This window comes from Streptomyces flavalbus (assembly GCF_042674625.1).
Taxonomy (GTDB): Bacteria; Actinomycetota; Actinomycetes; order Streptomycetales; family Streptomycetaceae; genus Streptomyces; species Streptomyces flavalbus.
Genome location: NZ_JBHTEB010000001.1, coordinates 2,382,647 through 2,396,457, shown reverse-complemented (window position 1 = coordinate 2,396,457; position 13,811 = coordinate 2,382,647). Strand labels below are relative to the sequence as shown.

9 protein-coding genes are annotated in these 13,811 nt (G+C 68.1%); 6 read left to right on the top strand and 3 right to left on the bottom strand.

Annotated elements, in window-relative coordinates; translation table 11 throughout:
* Positions 1–193: 193 nt before the first annotated feature.
* The 5 genes from ACFQZ6_RS10640 (at position 194) to ACFQZ6_RS10620 (ending at position 8,826) form a co-directional block, all read left to right on the top strand.
* Positions 194–1,708 (top strand): hypothetical protein, encoded by a 1,515-nt coding sequence (locus tag ACFQZ6_RS10640; RefSeq protein WP_381607015.1) that lies wholly within the window; start codon positions 194–196, stop codon positions 1,706–1,708.
* Positions 1,695–2,486: a hypothetical protein gene (locus tag ACFQZ6_RS10635; protein WP_381607013.1), complete on the top strand. Its 792-nt coding sequence runs from the start codon at positions 1,695–1,697 to the stop codon at positions 2,484–2,486. Before ACFQZ6_RS10640 ends, ACFQZ6_RS10635 begins: the two co-directional genes overlap by 14 nt.
* Positions 2,486–6,871: a hypothetical protein gene (locus tag ACFQZ6_RS10630; RefSeq protein WP_381607011.1), complete on the top strand. Its 4,386-nt coding sequence runs from the start codon at positions 2,486–2,488 to the stop codon at positions 6,869–6,871. The genes ACFQZ6_RS10635 and ACFQZ6_RS10630 overlap by 1 nt, the downstream gene beginning before the upstream one ends.
* Entirely contained in the window at positions 6,868–7,773 is a 906-nt protein-coding gene (locus ACFQZ6_RS10625) for a hypothetical protein (protein WP_381607009.1), read from the top strand. The genes ACFQZ6_RS10630 and ACFQZ6_RS10625 overlap by 4 nt, the downstream gene beginning before the upstream one ends.
* A gap of 501 nt (positions 7,774–8,274) precedes the next feature.
* Entirely contained in the window at positions 8,275–8,826 is a 552-nt protein-coding gene (locus tag ACFQZ6_RS10620) for an ATP-binding protein (protein ID WP_381607007.1), read from the top strand.
* Between the two features lie 123 nt (positions 8,827–8,949).
* On the opposite strand, the gene ACFQZ6_RS10615 is transcribed toward ACFQZ6_RS10620, so the two are convergent.
* Entirely contained in the window at positions 8,950–9,495 is a 546-nt protein-coding gene (locus tag ACFQZ6_RS10615; RefSeq protein ID WP_381607005.1) for an IS1096 element passenger TnpR family protein, read from the bottom strand.
* A gap of 393 nt (positions 9,496–9,888) precedes the next feature.
* Here ACFQZ6_RS10615 and ACFQZ6_RS10610 point away from each other — a divergent pair, with 393 nt between their 5' ends.
* Positions 9,889–10,737 carry a hypothetical protein gene (locus ACFQZ6_RS10610; RefSeq protein ID WP_381607003.1) on the top strand — a complete coding sequence of 283 codons (849 nt, stop codon included), beginning with the start codon at positions 9,889–9,891 and terminating at the stop codon, positions 10,735–10,737.
* 51 nt (positions 10,738–10,788) lie between these two features.
* Here ACFQZ6_RS10610 and ACFQZ6_RS10605 read toward each other — a convergent pair whose 3' ends face one another.
* Both ACFQZ6_RS10605 and ACFQZ6_RS10600 read right to left on the bottom strand, forming a co-directional pair.
* Positions 10,789–12,234 (bottom strand): PCC domain-containing protein, encoded by a 1,446-nt coding sequence (locus ACFQZ6_RS10605; RefSeq protein ID WP_381607001.1) that lies wholly within the window; start codon positions 12,232–12,234, stop codon positions 10,789–10,791.
* Positions 12,235–12,350: 116 nt separating this feature from the next.
* On the bottom strand, positions 12,351–13,796 hold the full coding sequence (locus ACFQZ6_RS10600; protein ID WP_381606999.1) for a helix-turn-helix domain-containing protein: 1,446 nt from the start codon (positions 13,794–13,796) through the stop codon (positions 12,351–12,353).
* Positions 13,797–13,811: the final 15 nt, after the last annotated feature.

The following is a 13,811-nucleotide window of genomic DNA, read 5'->3' as shown; positions in this document are numbered from 1 at the left end:
GAAACTGAACAAATCCAGTCTTCGAAGGCGAGTCGCGTGGCGCCGCATATAGTTTGAAAAGCTCTCTTCGTATGACCTACGCCTGCCAGGCTTGGGGCCCGAGCGCCGCAGGGGGTCGTGACTTCGGCGGCTGGCCATACTCTTTTGCATCAGGAAGTCGACGGCTGTTGCCCGACCGGCTGAGGAGGTGCGAGTGAAGAGCACCGGTTCTCCCTTGACGAGCACTGCCGCCCGCCGCCGTCGCACCCTTGCCCACCTGTCGCCGATCTTCGACGTGCACCTGAACCGGGCGAGGAACCCGTCGAGGGTGCAATGGGAGGCGTACGACTTCGTCGCCTTGACCCAGTCGTGCGTGGACACGATCGCACTGTCCTCCGGGCTGGAGGGCAATCTCGGCGCCCCACGTGATGAAGTGCTCGCCGATATGGCCCAGGTCGCCGGGCGTATGGCCCCGCACCGCCCCACTGACGAGCACGCGCACGTGGCCCGCCATCTACTCGACCACCTTCTCCGTCACGACGAGCCGACCCCGTACTTCACCGTCGAGTACGCGGATCCAGACGCCAGTTGGCAGCCGGTGCACCATCAGGTACGGGTGCTGTACGAGACGCTTGCCGCCGACGGGCGCACCCTGCACGTCAACGCCGACAACACTGCCGTGACCCTGCTGCTCATCGCCACCAACCGTTCCCTGGAGGACGAGCACGAGGCGGTGATCGCGGTGATGCGGGCGCAGGCTGAGAGCGGGCGTTTGGACGCGGCGATCGACTCGGCTGAGGACGCCCTGACGCTGTCGCGGACCTACGCGGCGAACGTCCGGCGCTTGATCGCTGAGGCCGAGCGTGACGTGACCCGCGTCGACTACCTGCGGGTCTTGCGGCCCGAGCTGATGGCCGCGGCTACGCATCTGGAACGGCGGATCAGCGTCGACGGTACGTTGCTGCGGCACCTGGAGAACTTGAGAGCGGACGCCTCCGAGGAGCAGGACCCCGTGGCGGTCCGGCAGCTGTCTGTGGCCGCGTCGCGGCTCGGCGATGCGGTGGAGACTCTGGCTGTGCTGCAGACCGACGTGATCGGGGCCACTCCGCGCTGGCGCGAGGCGCAGGCCGCGCAGGCGTTCAGCGCTGTGCCGGTGAGCGAGATCGACCCGACGGCGGATGTGCTGACGGCGCTGTTGGGCGGCCTGCCCTTGCCGCGCGGCGCCAGGTTGGGTCCACCGGCTCCACGGGTGCTGTTGGACGTCGCGGCTCTTGCCGACAGGCTTGCCGTGCCGCCGCAGCAGATGCCGGAGCCGGAGGCGGCGCCCGTCGTGGAGGAGCCACTCGAAGACGCTGACGGGGTGTACGAGCAGTTCCCGGAGCAGTTTCACGATGTGGCCCACGTGCTGAGAGCCCATCGGATCATGCCTGGCACGAAGGCGCGGCTGACCGACCTGCTGGCCGACGCCGACAGGCTGTTCGCCGCAGAGGAGCCCTCCGCCGTCGTCGACGGCTTGGTCGCCGTGGTCGGGGGTTCGCGGGAGACCGCCCGTCGCAGGCTGCGGCTGCTGCTCGCGCTCGACGCGATGATGCTCTGGCGGCCCGACGGTCGGCCCGACGCTTCTGACGAGTGGTGGGCGTTGGACGACGGCATACGCGGGCTGCTCGCCGACCTCGACGTTCCCGATCTGCTCGTCTGCCGGAAAGGGGACGATGATGACGGCACGTGACGACGCCCGGGATGTAGGCCTCCTCCTCAGGTACGGCCTCGACCCCACCATGTCTCCAGCCCGCCATGACGTCTACAGCCGACTGCTGGACCGCTTCCACACCGATCCCGATCTGCGTACCGCCTTCGACGAGACGGCCGACGGTCTCGGCCTGAGAGTGCTGACCGCTGATCGCTCCGCGGGGCTCGTGCTGGTCGCCGAACCCACCTCGCCGCTGGCCGTGACTGACACCAGCCGCTGGCTCCGTATACGGGGAACGGCTGATCGGCTGGTGTACGGGCTGGCCCTCGGCGGCACGACAGCCTGGTGCTATCCGACCGCTCGCGCGGTGCGCGAGCCGGGCACGCGGCGCGTCACGGCCCTGGACGTCGACCGCCTGGTACGCGACCACGCCGCGGCCATCGAGGCGGAAGAGATCACGCTTGACGGCGGGCTGGGCGAGGCATGGCGGGAGTACGCCACCAACCGTAAGCAAGTCGCTCTGACTTCGAGCGGCCGACTCAAGCGGGACTGCACGGTACGTATGTGCGAGGACGTGCTGCTGATGCTCGCGTCGTTCGGGCTTGTCGTGGTCGACAGGACGGTTCCGCCTCCGCGAGACGAGCTGAGAGTGTGGCGCTCCACGGACCGCTTCCGCGCCCACATCGCGATCGCCGGCGGTCCCCTCGTGCGGCAGACGATCACCGGTTCGCAGGTGTCGGAAGGACACCGACAGGCAGGCCAGGACCAGTCCGGTCCCCCTGACTACGGCGAGCCCTTCGATGAGAGGGGCGAGTGATGCAGACGGGCTGGCGCCTCGAACGCACCTACCTGGCCGGCGCGGGCTTCCCCGAATCACGGCTGGAAGGGCTCAGCATCAACTGGTCCGATCCCTTCGAGCCGACCGGACACGCCGCCCTGTGGGCCGACAACGGCACGGGAAAGACGACGATCACGGCCCTGCGATTCGGGCTGTACCTGCCGCACGCCCGGGACTTCATCCGCGGTGAATCCGACCGGTCCCTGGCGAAGCTGGTGTGCTCGGGAGATGTCTGTCACGTGGTCGAGCAGGCCACCCGAGTCGTGGACGGCGAACTACAGCGCCTGGTCATGGGCATGGTCGCTGACTGGTCAGACGGCGGCACTCAGGACCTCGACAACCCGAGCAAGCTGCACCGCGACTTCTACGGATGGGTGACCTACGGCTCGGGGCCGACCATCGAAGACCTGCCGTTCCGCACCAGCGTCGGCCGACGGGCGACCCATGCGCAGTTCGTGGAAACAGTGCGTGGGATGTTGCCCAAGGGTGGCGCGCTACCGCCGCATCGTCCTTCCGACCACCAACGGGCCTGGATCGACTGGCTGGCCGCCGCAGAAGTCGATGTGGAACAGCTGCGGTTCCAGTCCCAGATGAACGCCTCCGAAGGCGGCGTCGACCGCGTGATGCGGTTCTCTGACTCCGACGCCTGCGTCCAGTGGCTCATCGGCGCGACCACGCCGACCACGACCGTCGAGCAGATCGGCAAGAGCATCGAGGTCCTGCGGGCGAACGCGGCCGCACGGCCCCGATGGTCCGACGAACTCGCCCTCTGGGAGAGCCTCACCGAACCGCTACTCCGCCTCGCGATCGCACATGATCAGGTCGCCACTCACCGGCGGGCGGTGGCCACCGCGGAGGCAGACGCGGCAGCCGTGGTGGCCGACTCCGAGGCGACCCTGGCCGAACTGGCCGCCGAAGAGGCCAGTGCCGGAGAGAAGCACGAGGAGCACGAACGCCTGCGCCGGGAGGCGGGCTCGACCGCACGCAGGGCACAGGCACACCGGTTGCGCATGTGGCTGAGAGCGGCCGAACTCCGGGCCGGCGCAGCAGCAGCCCTGGCCGACAAGCGCCGCGCAGACCGCGACCAGGCTGTCCGTGAACTGGCCGCGTGGCGACTCGTTCAGGACGTACTCGACGCCAGCACCGCCAGGACCCGGCTCGCCGGGCTCACAGCCCGCCTTGAGGCCGCCGAGAAGCACACCGCGGAACTCCGCGAGGAGGAACAGCGGCATCTGCACTCCCTCGCCCGCCTCCTCACCGACCACCGTGACCGTGCCGCCGCCGATCTCCAAGCCGCCGAGGAACAGCGGGAACGGGCCTCCGCTGCCTTCGCGACGGCTCAGGGCGAGCAGCGCGAGGCAGTGGCAGCACACGCGACGGCCGTCGAGCAGCTCCGGCACGTTGGTGGACAGATCACCGAGTCCGAACGGACCCTCTCCGAGGCGGTCACCACCGGTCTGGTTCCGGAGGGCGCCGATCCAGCAGTGGTGGAAGCCGAGTGGGTGGATAAAGCCGCTTCAGCGCTGAGCAGCCGCGAAGCGGCTGACGAGGCGCTCAAGACCGTCGACAGACAGGCTGATGCCCAGCAGAAGACCATGTCGAAGGCACAGAACGCGCTCGTCGCCGCTCGGCACGACGTGGAGAACGGAGAGCGTCAGCTACAGCAGGTGAACGACAGGGTCCGCGCGCTGGAGGGCGACGAACGCATAAGGGACGCGGTTGGCGACGGCGGCATCGAGTTGTGGAGCGCCCGCTCAGCACTCACGGACGCACTGAGCCAACGGGCCGAGTCAGCCGACCGAGACGCCGCCGAGGCACGCGCCGCCACCGATGACGCACGGCGCACGCTCGACGCGGTCGGCGCCGACGGTCTGCTTCCGGGGTCCGCTCTGGTGGAGGAGGTCGTTCGGCGCTGCCAGGACGCCGACGTTCTGGCCTGGCCGGGATGGCGATGGCTGGCGGACACGATGACCTCCCAAGCCGCCCTGACCTTCGCGACGGTACGTCCCGACATCGCGTCCGGGGTGGTCGTCTCCCACCCCGATCACTTCGGCCGCGCCCTCGACGCCATCGGTGATCTCGACACCGACACGGCGGTCTGGGTCGGTGCCGTCCTCGACCCGGAGGCGGCCGTGTCACCGAGCGCGGCCGACCATGCCGACGGAACACTGGCCCGAGTCCTCCTCCCGCACCCAGGTACCTACGACCGAGATGCGGCGCGCGACATGGTCGCAGCCGCCGAGAACGCGCTGACCTCGGCGACTGTGCGCCTCCAGGAAGCCGGTCAGCGCGCCACCGACGCCCGCAGCGCCCTCGCGGCCCTGGCCCAGCTCTGGAAAGACCTCCCCGAAGACCCACGTACCGCCATCCAGGAGAAGATCAGGTCCGCTCAGGAACGGGTGGAAGCAGCCCGGAACGACGAACAAGCCGCGGCGGATGCCCTCCATGACCTCGCTCGGCTCAAGCAGGAGCACCAGGCCGCACGAGACGCGGCACAAGAACGCATCGACCGCGCGACCGAGACCCGACGGCTCCTCGTCCCCGCCATCAGCGCCGCGCACGCCCTCTCCAGCGCCCGTGAGCGGCTGCCGGGCCTGCGCACGGCCGAGGCCCAGCACCGTCGCCGTATCGACCAGCTTGGTGAGCAGATCCCTGAGCTCGCTGACGCCGTCGATCGAGCACGTGACCGTGTGAGCATCCACGAGCGCCGTCGGGACGACGCTGCCAACGAACTACGCAGAGCGGGACTGTCGGCCACCACTCACGGCCCCGTCCCCGACGAGGACGTGCCCACCATCCGGGCGCGCCTGGAAAGTGTTACGTCGGCTCTGGAGGACGCGGCGGTCGACCCGGAACTTCGCCACCAGATCACCGACGCCAGGCAACGCCTCGCGGACCTGGACGCGAAACTGGACGCCGACATGGAGCAGCGGCGTCTGGCCGAGCGGTTCGCCGGCACCGATGACGCGCGGCACCCTGTCGCGCTCCGCACGGCGACCCGCCGTGCGGAGGCTGGCGAGGCGGAAGCGCGCGAGGCGTACGCGAGGGCATTGCAGGCCGCCGAAACCGCCAAGCGGGAACACCAGCGGCAGGCCGAGGAGCGGGCAGACCGTTCTTCTCCGGACATTGAGGGATTCCCGTCGGCCGAGCTGGTCGCTGAGGCCGACGAGGCCGAGGCGTTCGCCGACCAACTCGACGAACTGGCGGCTCAGTCGCTGCTCACCCACCGCGCCGAGGATCAACTCGCCCGCAACGCGGAGACCGCCGCGACCGCGGCACGTCAGTCAGCCCAGCTCGTCGAAGCAAGCGTGAGAGGGCTGCGCTACCTCGCCGACCCGGCACTAACCGGCCGCCGCGCGGACGACATCCCCGCACTCACCACCCGAATCGCAGGGCTCGCTGAACGCGTTCGCGAGTCGCGGAAGCAACTGGGGGACAGCGAGCAGACTCGACAGAGAGTGGCGGGCGCAGTCCGCGCGTACGCCAACAGCCCGCAGGCTCGCAAGGTCGAGGCCGCGGAGGATACCCGTGTCACCGATCTGATCTCACGGCTGCGCGGCGACGAGCAGCTGCCCGCGGAGGCAGAGCGCATCGCGGGGGAACTCGAACAGCGGGCCGTTTCGCTGCGGGACGACCTGGACCGGCACGACCGGGACGTCCACACCTGTGCGGTCATGTTGCACGTGCAGGCATCGCGAGCGCTCGACCGGCTTCGTGCCTACCAGAACCAGTCCCGACTCCCGGACGGACTGGGCGAGTGGTCCGAGCGACGCTTCGTCGTCATCGAGCACGAGAAGGTTCCGGCCGACGAATCCGTCGCCATCGACCGGGTTGCCCGCGTCGTCCACTCCCTGCTGACGCCCGGCACCAGCCGGTCGGACGCAGAGTCGCTGCTGTTCGCCGCCGCCCGGGCGCTCGTCGACGCGCCCTTCAAGGTGCGCCTGCTCAAACCGCATATCGATCTCTCCCTCGACCGAGTCGACGTCGCCGAACTGAAGAACTTCTCCGGTGGGCAGCGAGTGACCGCAGGTGTCCTCCTCTACGCGACGATGACGAAAGTCCGCGCCCTCTCGGACACCACCTCCGTGGGCTGGCTCTGGCTGGACAACCCGTTCGGCCAGGCATCCGCGGACCAGTTCGTCCGGACGATGCGACGCGCCGCCGACCAACTCGGCCTGCAGTTGCTGTTCACCGCCGCGCCCAAGGACAAAGGCGCACTGTCGATGTTCGACCGCACCATCATGCTCGGTCGGCGCTCCCGCCCGTCCTCGGGTGAGAAGGTCGTGGTCGTGGACGACGGATCCCGCGAGTTGGTCGACCTGGTCCTCGTACAACGCGACGTCAGGGCGGTGCTCGGAGAATGAGTTCCGTCGACCTGGTCGCGTTGATCACCGCCCTCGACCCTGATGGGCGCGGTGGCCGACGCCACGCTGACGACATCGCCGCCGCTGTCGGCGCGCAGAATCCTGGGATCGAGGCGTCCGCGCTGCCGGAGGTCGTCCACGACACGATCAGGCGCGGGGAGCGGGAAGGGCTGTGGTCGGCGAGCCGGACCACGACCGTACGTCGGGGACGGACGGTTCTACCCAAGGCGGTGACCCTGCTGGGAACGGCCCGCTCCGTCGACAAGCTGCGGCCCGTCGACGTACCACTGCGCAGCGAACTCGCTGGCTGGGCAGCCACGCTCCGTCTCTCCACGACACAACGACAGCTCCTCCTAGCCGTCAACGACTGGCTCCGGCGTACCGACGGCGGGCAGGTCCCGGTCGTGTCCGTGGCCGAACGGGCCTACGAACTCCTCCGCGATGAGAAGGCGTTCGACGCTAATCCTCCGCGTGGGGGTAGCACCCTATGGGCGCCCGGCAGACTGACGTTCGAGCTGCTGCGGTGCGAACGTCTGCCGACTCCCCTCGTCTGGGAACCGATCACATCGGACATCCGCCATCCCGGTGCTGTTATCTGCGTCGAGAATCACGCCACCTTCCGCACGCTCGTCCGCGTCCTGCGGGCTCGCGCTATCCCACCTTGGACTGCCGTCGCCTGGGTCCAGGGCCGCAACACCGCGCCTCTGGAGTCCCTTGCGACGCTACCCTTCCCCGTCACACGTCTGGACTACCTCGGCGACCTGGATGCTGCCGGTCTCCAGATTGCAAACGCGGCCTGCGCCGTGGCTGAGCACGCCGGTGTTCCGGCGGCCGGCCGAACGCCTCTGGGCCCTGCTTGTCGTCCAGCCGTCACGCCCGGCCCGTCCCACACCGGATATTGAGGCCCAGGAGCTGGTCGCATGGCTCCCCGCCCCAGTCCGAGATCAGGCACGTCGCCTGCTGGTCACCGGCCAAGCGGTTCCCCAGGAGGCACTTCGCTTCGACGTGCTGAATGACGCGTCGCTGGCCCACTAATCCGATTACCAGCCCATGGTTCCGGCCGAGCGCGGTCCTCGTTTACTTGCCGCTGCCGCTCGCGGCAGCGCCCATGACCCTCTGCCCCAGCCCTCCCAGGTCGGAATCTCGGTCTCAATGGTGCCGACACAGACGAACGCGAGCAGTTCACGATGGGAACTCCGTGCCGAATCGACATCGCGACAGTGATATCACCGGAGGAATTGAGAGTCGGGCGGTCAGTAACTCATGGTGGTTGTCCGCCAGTGCCGGGCTCTCCGAATATTCCTGTCACCTTGTAGGGATGCCCGGCGAGGCAGGCGAGCGATCCATTCACCCCAAAAGATCGCGTTGACGCCCTAGCTCCCGCCCGTTGAGAGGTTCCAGCTATGTCGCGCCCGTTCGAGGAATCGCCCTACGCGTTCACCGTCCCACCTCGGGTCGAGGCGGTGCCGGCAGCACGCGACCGCGTCGTGGACCGTGCTCGGCGGATTGGGCTGGAATTGGGCGAGGAACTGACCGACGACTTGAAGCTGCTCACCGGAGAACTAGTCGCGAACTCGGTCACGCACACGAAGGCCGCGTGCGTGGTGTGCGTACGGTGGACCGGAGAGCGGCTCCGTGTGGAAGTCACCGATATCGATCCCACGCCGGTGACTCTCTCACAAGCTTCACCTGTGGACGAGCACGGGCGTGGTCTCTTCCTCGTTGCCGCACTGGCAACAGAGTGGGGCTCGCAATCCTGCGTTGCCGGGAAGACGATCTGGTTCGAACTGGAAGTGCCACCCTCAGCAGAAGCGGCCATGAGCATGGCGACCTCGCGTCGTGAAATCCCGCCTGAGCAGGCTATGGCCAGCTGCACCGGCAGCGCCCCCTGGGTGCTGGCGAAGCCCTTGCCGATAGTCGGCGCACGAGCACGAGCCGAGCACCAAGCGGCCTGAAGGCGTCCCGATGCCGGACATATGGAGGGGAAGTTTCCGGACCTCTGGTGCACGTCGGCGGCCCGTTCGCCGTGGCCACTTCCATCCCCACCGTCCTGCCATTTCAGCTACATGGCGTGAAGTTCAGCTGTGACGCCGATCTCCCCACCAAGGCAGGATCGGGGGCAGATCGCTCAGCCCTCGGGCGGGTCGCTTGGGCATGGGCGACTCGCCGTCGTCGCCGTCCCAGCGGCGACCGTACTGATCCGGGAGGCTCCCCCAGCCCCAGTACGGAACCGGGCTGCCGGGCGTCTCGCCGAACTCCTCCAGCGGATCGATGCGCTTGTCGCCCACCGTGCACAGGTGCGCCCAGTCGTCTCCCAGGTCGAAGACGTAGGCGAACTGCTCGCCGGCCTGCAGCCTGCTGAGCTTGGCGGTGTGGCCGTCCAGGGTGCCGTCCGGGGCTTCACCGTCCCACCGCACCAGCGGGGTGACGCCCGTTCCGTCGGCCAGCGTGAACATGTGCAGGTGGGCCAGGTCCCAGCGGGCGAAGGCGCGATCGATGGCCACCGCGAGCTGGGCGAAGGAGTGGGTCCGTGCCGCGGCGAGGATCCGGCCGGGGCGAGGCCACAGATCCGCCCCGTGACCGGACACCAGCTCGACGCGGATGGACAACCACGTGCGTGCCATGCCGACTTGCTCCCCTCGGATCAGATGCCAGACCGCGAGTGAGACTACAGAAAGTCACCACAGTGTGGGAAAATTGTCCGGCCGTACGTCAGGAGAGCGCCCTGACCTCCGGCTACGGGGGAACCGAAGGTCAGGGCAGTTCATCAGAGCCGGTCACGGTGAGCGGACACGACTGCCGTTCCCCGTAGTCGAGAGGTGGCGGCTTCGCGATCGTGGGATCCGGTGCTCCGGTCGGCACAACTCTGCACCTCGGCGCTGCTCTGAGCACATCACGTGCGTGATATCGCAGCTGGACATCGTTCGTTACCGTTGGACGGAGAAGCCCCGGAGCATGAGCGATCACGCGTGGGGCTGCTTCTTGTCAGTAGCGCGGCACAGTAGCCAAGGACCTCCATGACAGCGTCGTTGCCGACGGTCACTTCCATCGATTTGCGCCTTCAACCGGTTGACGAGGTACTCGAACGCGTGGAGCGTGCGCTCGACGTGCGGGTAGAGCCGGAGTCGCTGGTCCGGAAGCGCCGAACGGTTGGTGCGCGAACGGACCGTGGAACCTGGGTACGGATCGAGCGGCGTCCGCTCGGAAAGGTAAGAGGGCAGGGCTGGAACGGTACGGAGTGCGCCGCCGTTCTGGACGGCGTGGCGAAGCCCGTGTGGTTCCAGGGTGTGTCCTGGAGCGACCCGCCTGGAGCGGCGATGTGGCGCGCCGACGAGACCGAGCTGCTTCCCGGGGAGCCCGTGCGCCCGGATTCGGTTTTGGTGCTGTCCGAGGAGTGGTGGAAGGCACTGAACAGCTCGCTGGACGCACTCGCTGGCCAGCGCACGACGCGCGTGGCGACGCCGGACACCGTCGCGATCACTCAGGCAGGAGTCACAGCCGCGATCAAAGAGACGTTCCCGGCGGTATCGGATACGACCATCGGGGAGTGGGCGCCAGCACACGCGGATCTGAACTGGGCGAACATGACCACCCCGCAGTTCTGTCTGTTCGACTGGGAGGACTGGGGGATGGCTCCCCGTGGCCTGGATGCCGCGTGGCTATGGGGAAACTCGCTCGTCCTCCCGGAGCTGGCCGAGCGGGTGCGGCGGGAGCGTCAGAGGGACCTGGAGAGCCGGGACGGCAAGCTCATGTCGTTGTTCTTCTGCACGAAGATCCTTGGCCCGCACGCCGATCCGGGTGACCCCCGGAGAGGGCTCGCCCGGATCGAAGCGGATCGAATCGTGGCGGATCTCCGAGCGGGATGAGCGTTGGCGCCGTGATGGATCCGTTGGCTGGGTGCTCGACGGGCGAGGGCGTCACTCCGGTGTGCCGAAAGTGAGCAGTGGCACGTCGTACAACTGAGGGTTTCGAGGCCGGGTCATGGTCGGCGAGAGCACCTCGACGACGTAGAGCTCGCTCAGGAACTGGACCCTGGCGCTCAGGAGGTGGCTGGTACGCCCGTCAGCGGACAGTGCCTTCAGGCCGGCGGACACGTGGATGTGCGGCAGAATGGCCCCCGTCTCCGGATCGTGTGCGATCGTTCCCGCGCCGAAGGCCTCGACGTTGGTGACGTGCGTTCTGTCCCAGACCGGGGCGTCCGGGTTTTCGAGCTTCCCGCAGGCGCCTACGATCTCGGCTTCGGCGAACGCGCCGATGAACGAGGGAATGTAGCCCTGCCGCACCCCGTGGTCACGGCAGAACGCGGAAAGCGCGTCGAAGAAGTCCTCGCCGTGGTCGAAGGTGACGCCGAACGTCCTGCCGGTGTCCAGCACGTGAGCACGCATATGGGTCCTCTCGGATGGGACTGAGGTTCGTGGGTCAGCGCGCGAGGGCGGAGAACTTCGAGGTGATCGTCTCGTGGTCCGCGTCCTGGGCGAGCAACGCCTGAAGCAGGAGCCGCGCGTGGTACGGTCCAGGTCGCCGGCCGGGATGAGCCCTCGGCCGATCAAGTCCTTCTCCGATCCGGGAAAGCCGTAGGTGCCTGTCAGGACAGGGCCGTTGCCGATGCGAGAGGCGAGAACCACGGGAATGCGTGCGGCCAGCCGTTCGAGGCTCGCGACGAGCCGCTGGGGAACATGCCCCACACCGAAGGCGGCAACGACGAGCCCGTCGCACCGTCCGTCCCACGCATCGAGCAGCGTGCCGTCATCGCCGAGGCTGACCGTGTAGAGGCCCACGCGTGCGTCACGAACAGCCGGCGCCAGGGGGGCGACACGCGTGGGTGGCGGGGAAGCCAGCCGTACGCGGTCCTCGGCGACCCGGCCGACGGGTCCGGCACCGGGTGACGTGAAGGCGGCGGGGTTGGTGGTATGGGACTTACGGACGTGGCGTGCCGCGTGGATCTCGTCGTTCAGGACGACCAGCACCCCGGCGCCATGCAGCTGCGGGTCAGCTGCGGCGATGACGGCGGCATACAGGTTGGCAGGTCCGTCAGGGCCGACCATGGTGGGATTGCGCATGGCGCCGGTTACGATGACCGGTTGGTCGTGACCGTGATGAAGGTCGAGGAAGAACGCGGTCTCCTCGATGGTGTCGGTGCCCTGCGTGATCACGACGCCGTCGATCTCGCCGCCGCCGAGGGTCTTGTCGATCGCCGCGCCGAGCTCCGTGAGATCGGCAAAGGTGAGCGAGGCGCCGGGCGCCCGGCGAAAGTCATGCACACGCAGGTCGATGCCGTGACGGTCCAGGCCGGGCACGGCCGCCAGGAGATCGTGCGCGGAGAGCGCCGGCACAACCCCTCCGGTCGCCGGGTCGGTGGCCATCGCGATGGTGCCACCGAGAGAGTAGACAGCTACCGTTCGCGTCATGCCCGCCATCGCTCCAACTTCCCATCCGGCTCAGCCTGGTTGGATCTTCCTCGGAGATCTTTCTGAGCAGGCTATCGGGTCGCCCCTACGCGAGGGCCAGCTTCGGGCTGCAACTCGACTGCCACGTATGCGCAGGCCCGATCCAAGGCAGCGAGGCTCAGGTGGCGACTTCGTGGCTTGGCGAGCCCGGTGGTGCCTACAGCCGCGAGCTGTCCACAGCGGCGGATGAGCCAAGCACGATCAAGGCCCAGAAAGTCCGATGTCGCTGCCAGGCGTTCTCCGGGAGTCGTTCCCGCAGTGACGCTGTGGGCTCGCGCGTGGCCAGTGATGTCCTCGAAGGCCCGCAGCGAACGCGGCCCGGCGGTCAGAGCGGTCTGCGGGGTGCGTTCGGCGCGTACCCAGGTCGCTATCGCGGCCCTGTGTCCAGGGACGAGTACGAAGCCGTCCGTCTGCTGGAGATCGGCTTCGTCGGTCACCCACGTCGTGACGCCGTACGACTCCATCAGCGCGATCGCGAGGAACAGCAACACGCGCTCGTACAGGGGCGAGGCGACGACCTCTTGGTGGGGGATACAGAAGGCTCGTCCGACGCCGTCGTGTGTACGTGCGGGAGCCATCGTCCGGAGGTAGTGGTGCTTGTGTTCGAAGAGCAGCCAGGTCGCAGCCTCCTCCCCTCGCTGCTCGCGCGTCCAGAAGACCGGATCACCGGACAGCTCATCGCGTTGGTTGAGGATGAAGCTGGCGCACGCCCGCGAGCCGACGAGCATCTGCGAGCCGTCAGTGAGGGCGTCAGCAGCGATCGACCGGCTGTCAGTTCCTAATCGGGGCTGGGACAGAAGATCGAGACTCCCGTGTAGTGCTGCGTCGTCGCCGAGGACTGCGGAGTCGAACCCTGCCGTGGCCCAGAGGATTCCATAGGTGAGATCGTCGAGTTCGTAGGCCATGGGGATCGCGAAAGACGTGCCCAGTTGGTCGCGGTCGCCCCCGCGCGCGTCCATGACGAAGTGCCGCTCTTTCCCGACTTCGCCGTGGCGCACGGCGAACAAGGCCCTGAGCGGCATCCGACTCCATGCTGCGGCCTCCCGGTTGGACGTGAGCCAAAGGGCGTCCCTCTGTGAGGAGACGGCTGGCTCAGTCAGCGTGGGAAGTGCTGTGGGCGGCAGGTTCCGTCCTGCCGGAAGGAGGAGTTGCCCCGGTCCTAGCGGAAGGGCCAGGCGGCCACGGGTGCTGCCCGCGGTTGACGAGAGCCGGTCCACGTCGGGCAGCGCACCCAGGAGTCCGACAGGAACTCCGAGGGCCTCGCTCCACTGGGCAAGCTGGCGGCGGTCGCGGATCTTCTTGCGACCCCGCTCAAGCCGACTCACTTCGGCCTGATCAATGTTGACGAGCCGAGCGACCGCTGCCTGTGACAGACCGGTGTGCTGACGGAAAAGCCGCACGACCACACCGAGATCCCAGGCCCGGATTGCTGTCTCAACTGAGGGATCGGCCCAGAACCCCTCCTTGACCTGGGGCACTGCGCCACCCCTATG

What these genes read in the sequence shown, in the direction of transcription:
- ACFQZ6_RS10635 (WP_381607013.1), top strand. Translation starts at nt 1,695, where the DNA reads ATGACGGCACGTGACGACGCCCGGGATGTAGGCCTCCTCCTCAGGTAC.
- ACFQZ6_RS10630 (WP_381607011.1), top strand. Translation starts at nt 2,486, where the DNA reads ATGCAGACGGGCTGGCGCCTCGAACGCACCTACCTGGCCGGCGCGGGC.
- ACFQZ6_RS10625 (WP_381607009.1), top strand. Translation starts at nt 6,868, where the DNA reads ATGAGTTCCGTCGACCTGGTCGCGTTGATCACCGCCCTCGACCCTGAT.
- ACFQZ6_RS10620 (WP_381607007.1), top strand. Translation starts at nt 8,275, where the DNA reads ATGTCGCGCCCGTTCGAGGAATCGCCCTACGCGTTCACCGTCCCACCT.
- ACFQZ6_RS10615 (WP_381607005.1), bottom strand. Translation starts at nt 9,495, where the DNA reads ATGGCACGCACGTGGTTGTCCATCCGCGTCGAGCTGGTGTCCGGTCAC.
- ACFQZ6_RS10610 (WP_381607003.1), top strand. Translation starts at nt 9,889, where the DNA reads ATGACAGCGTCGTTGCCGACGGTCACTTCCATCGATTTGCGCCTTCAA.
- ACFQZ6_RS10605 (WP_381607001.1), bottom strand. Translation starts at nt 12,234, where the DNA reads ATGGCCACCGACCCGGCGACCGGAGGGGTTGTGCCGGCGCTCTCCGCG.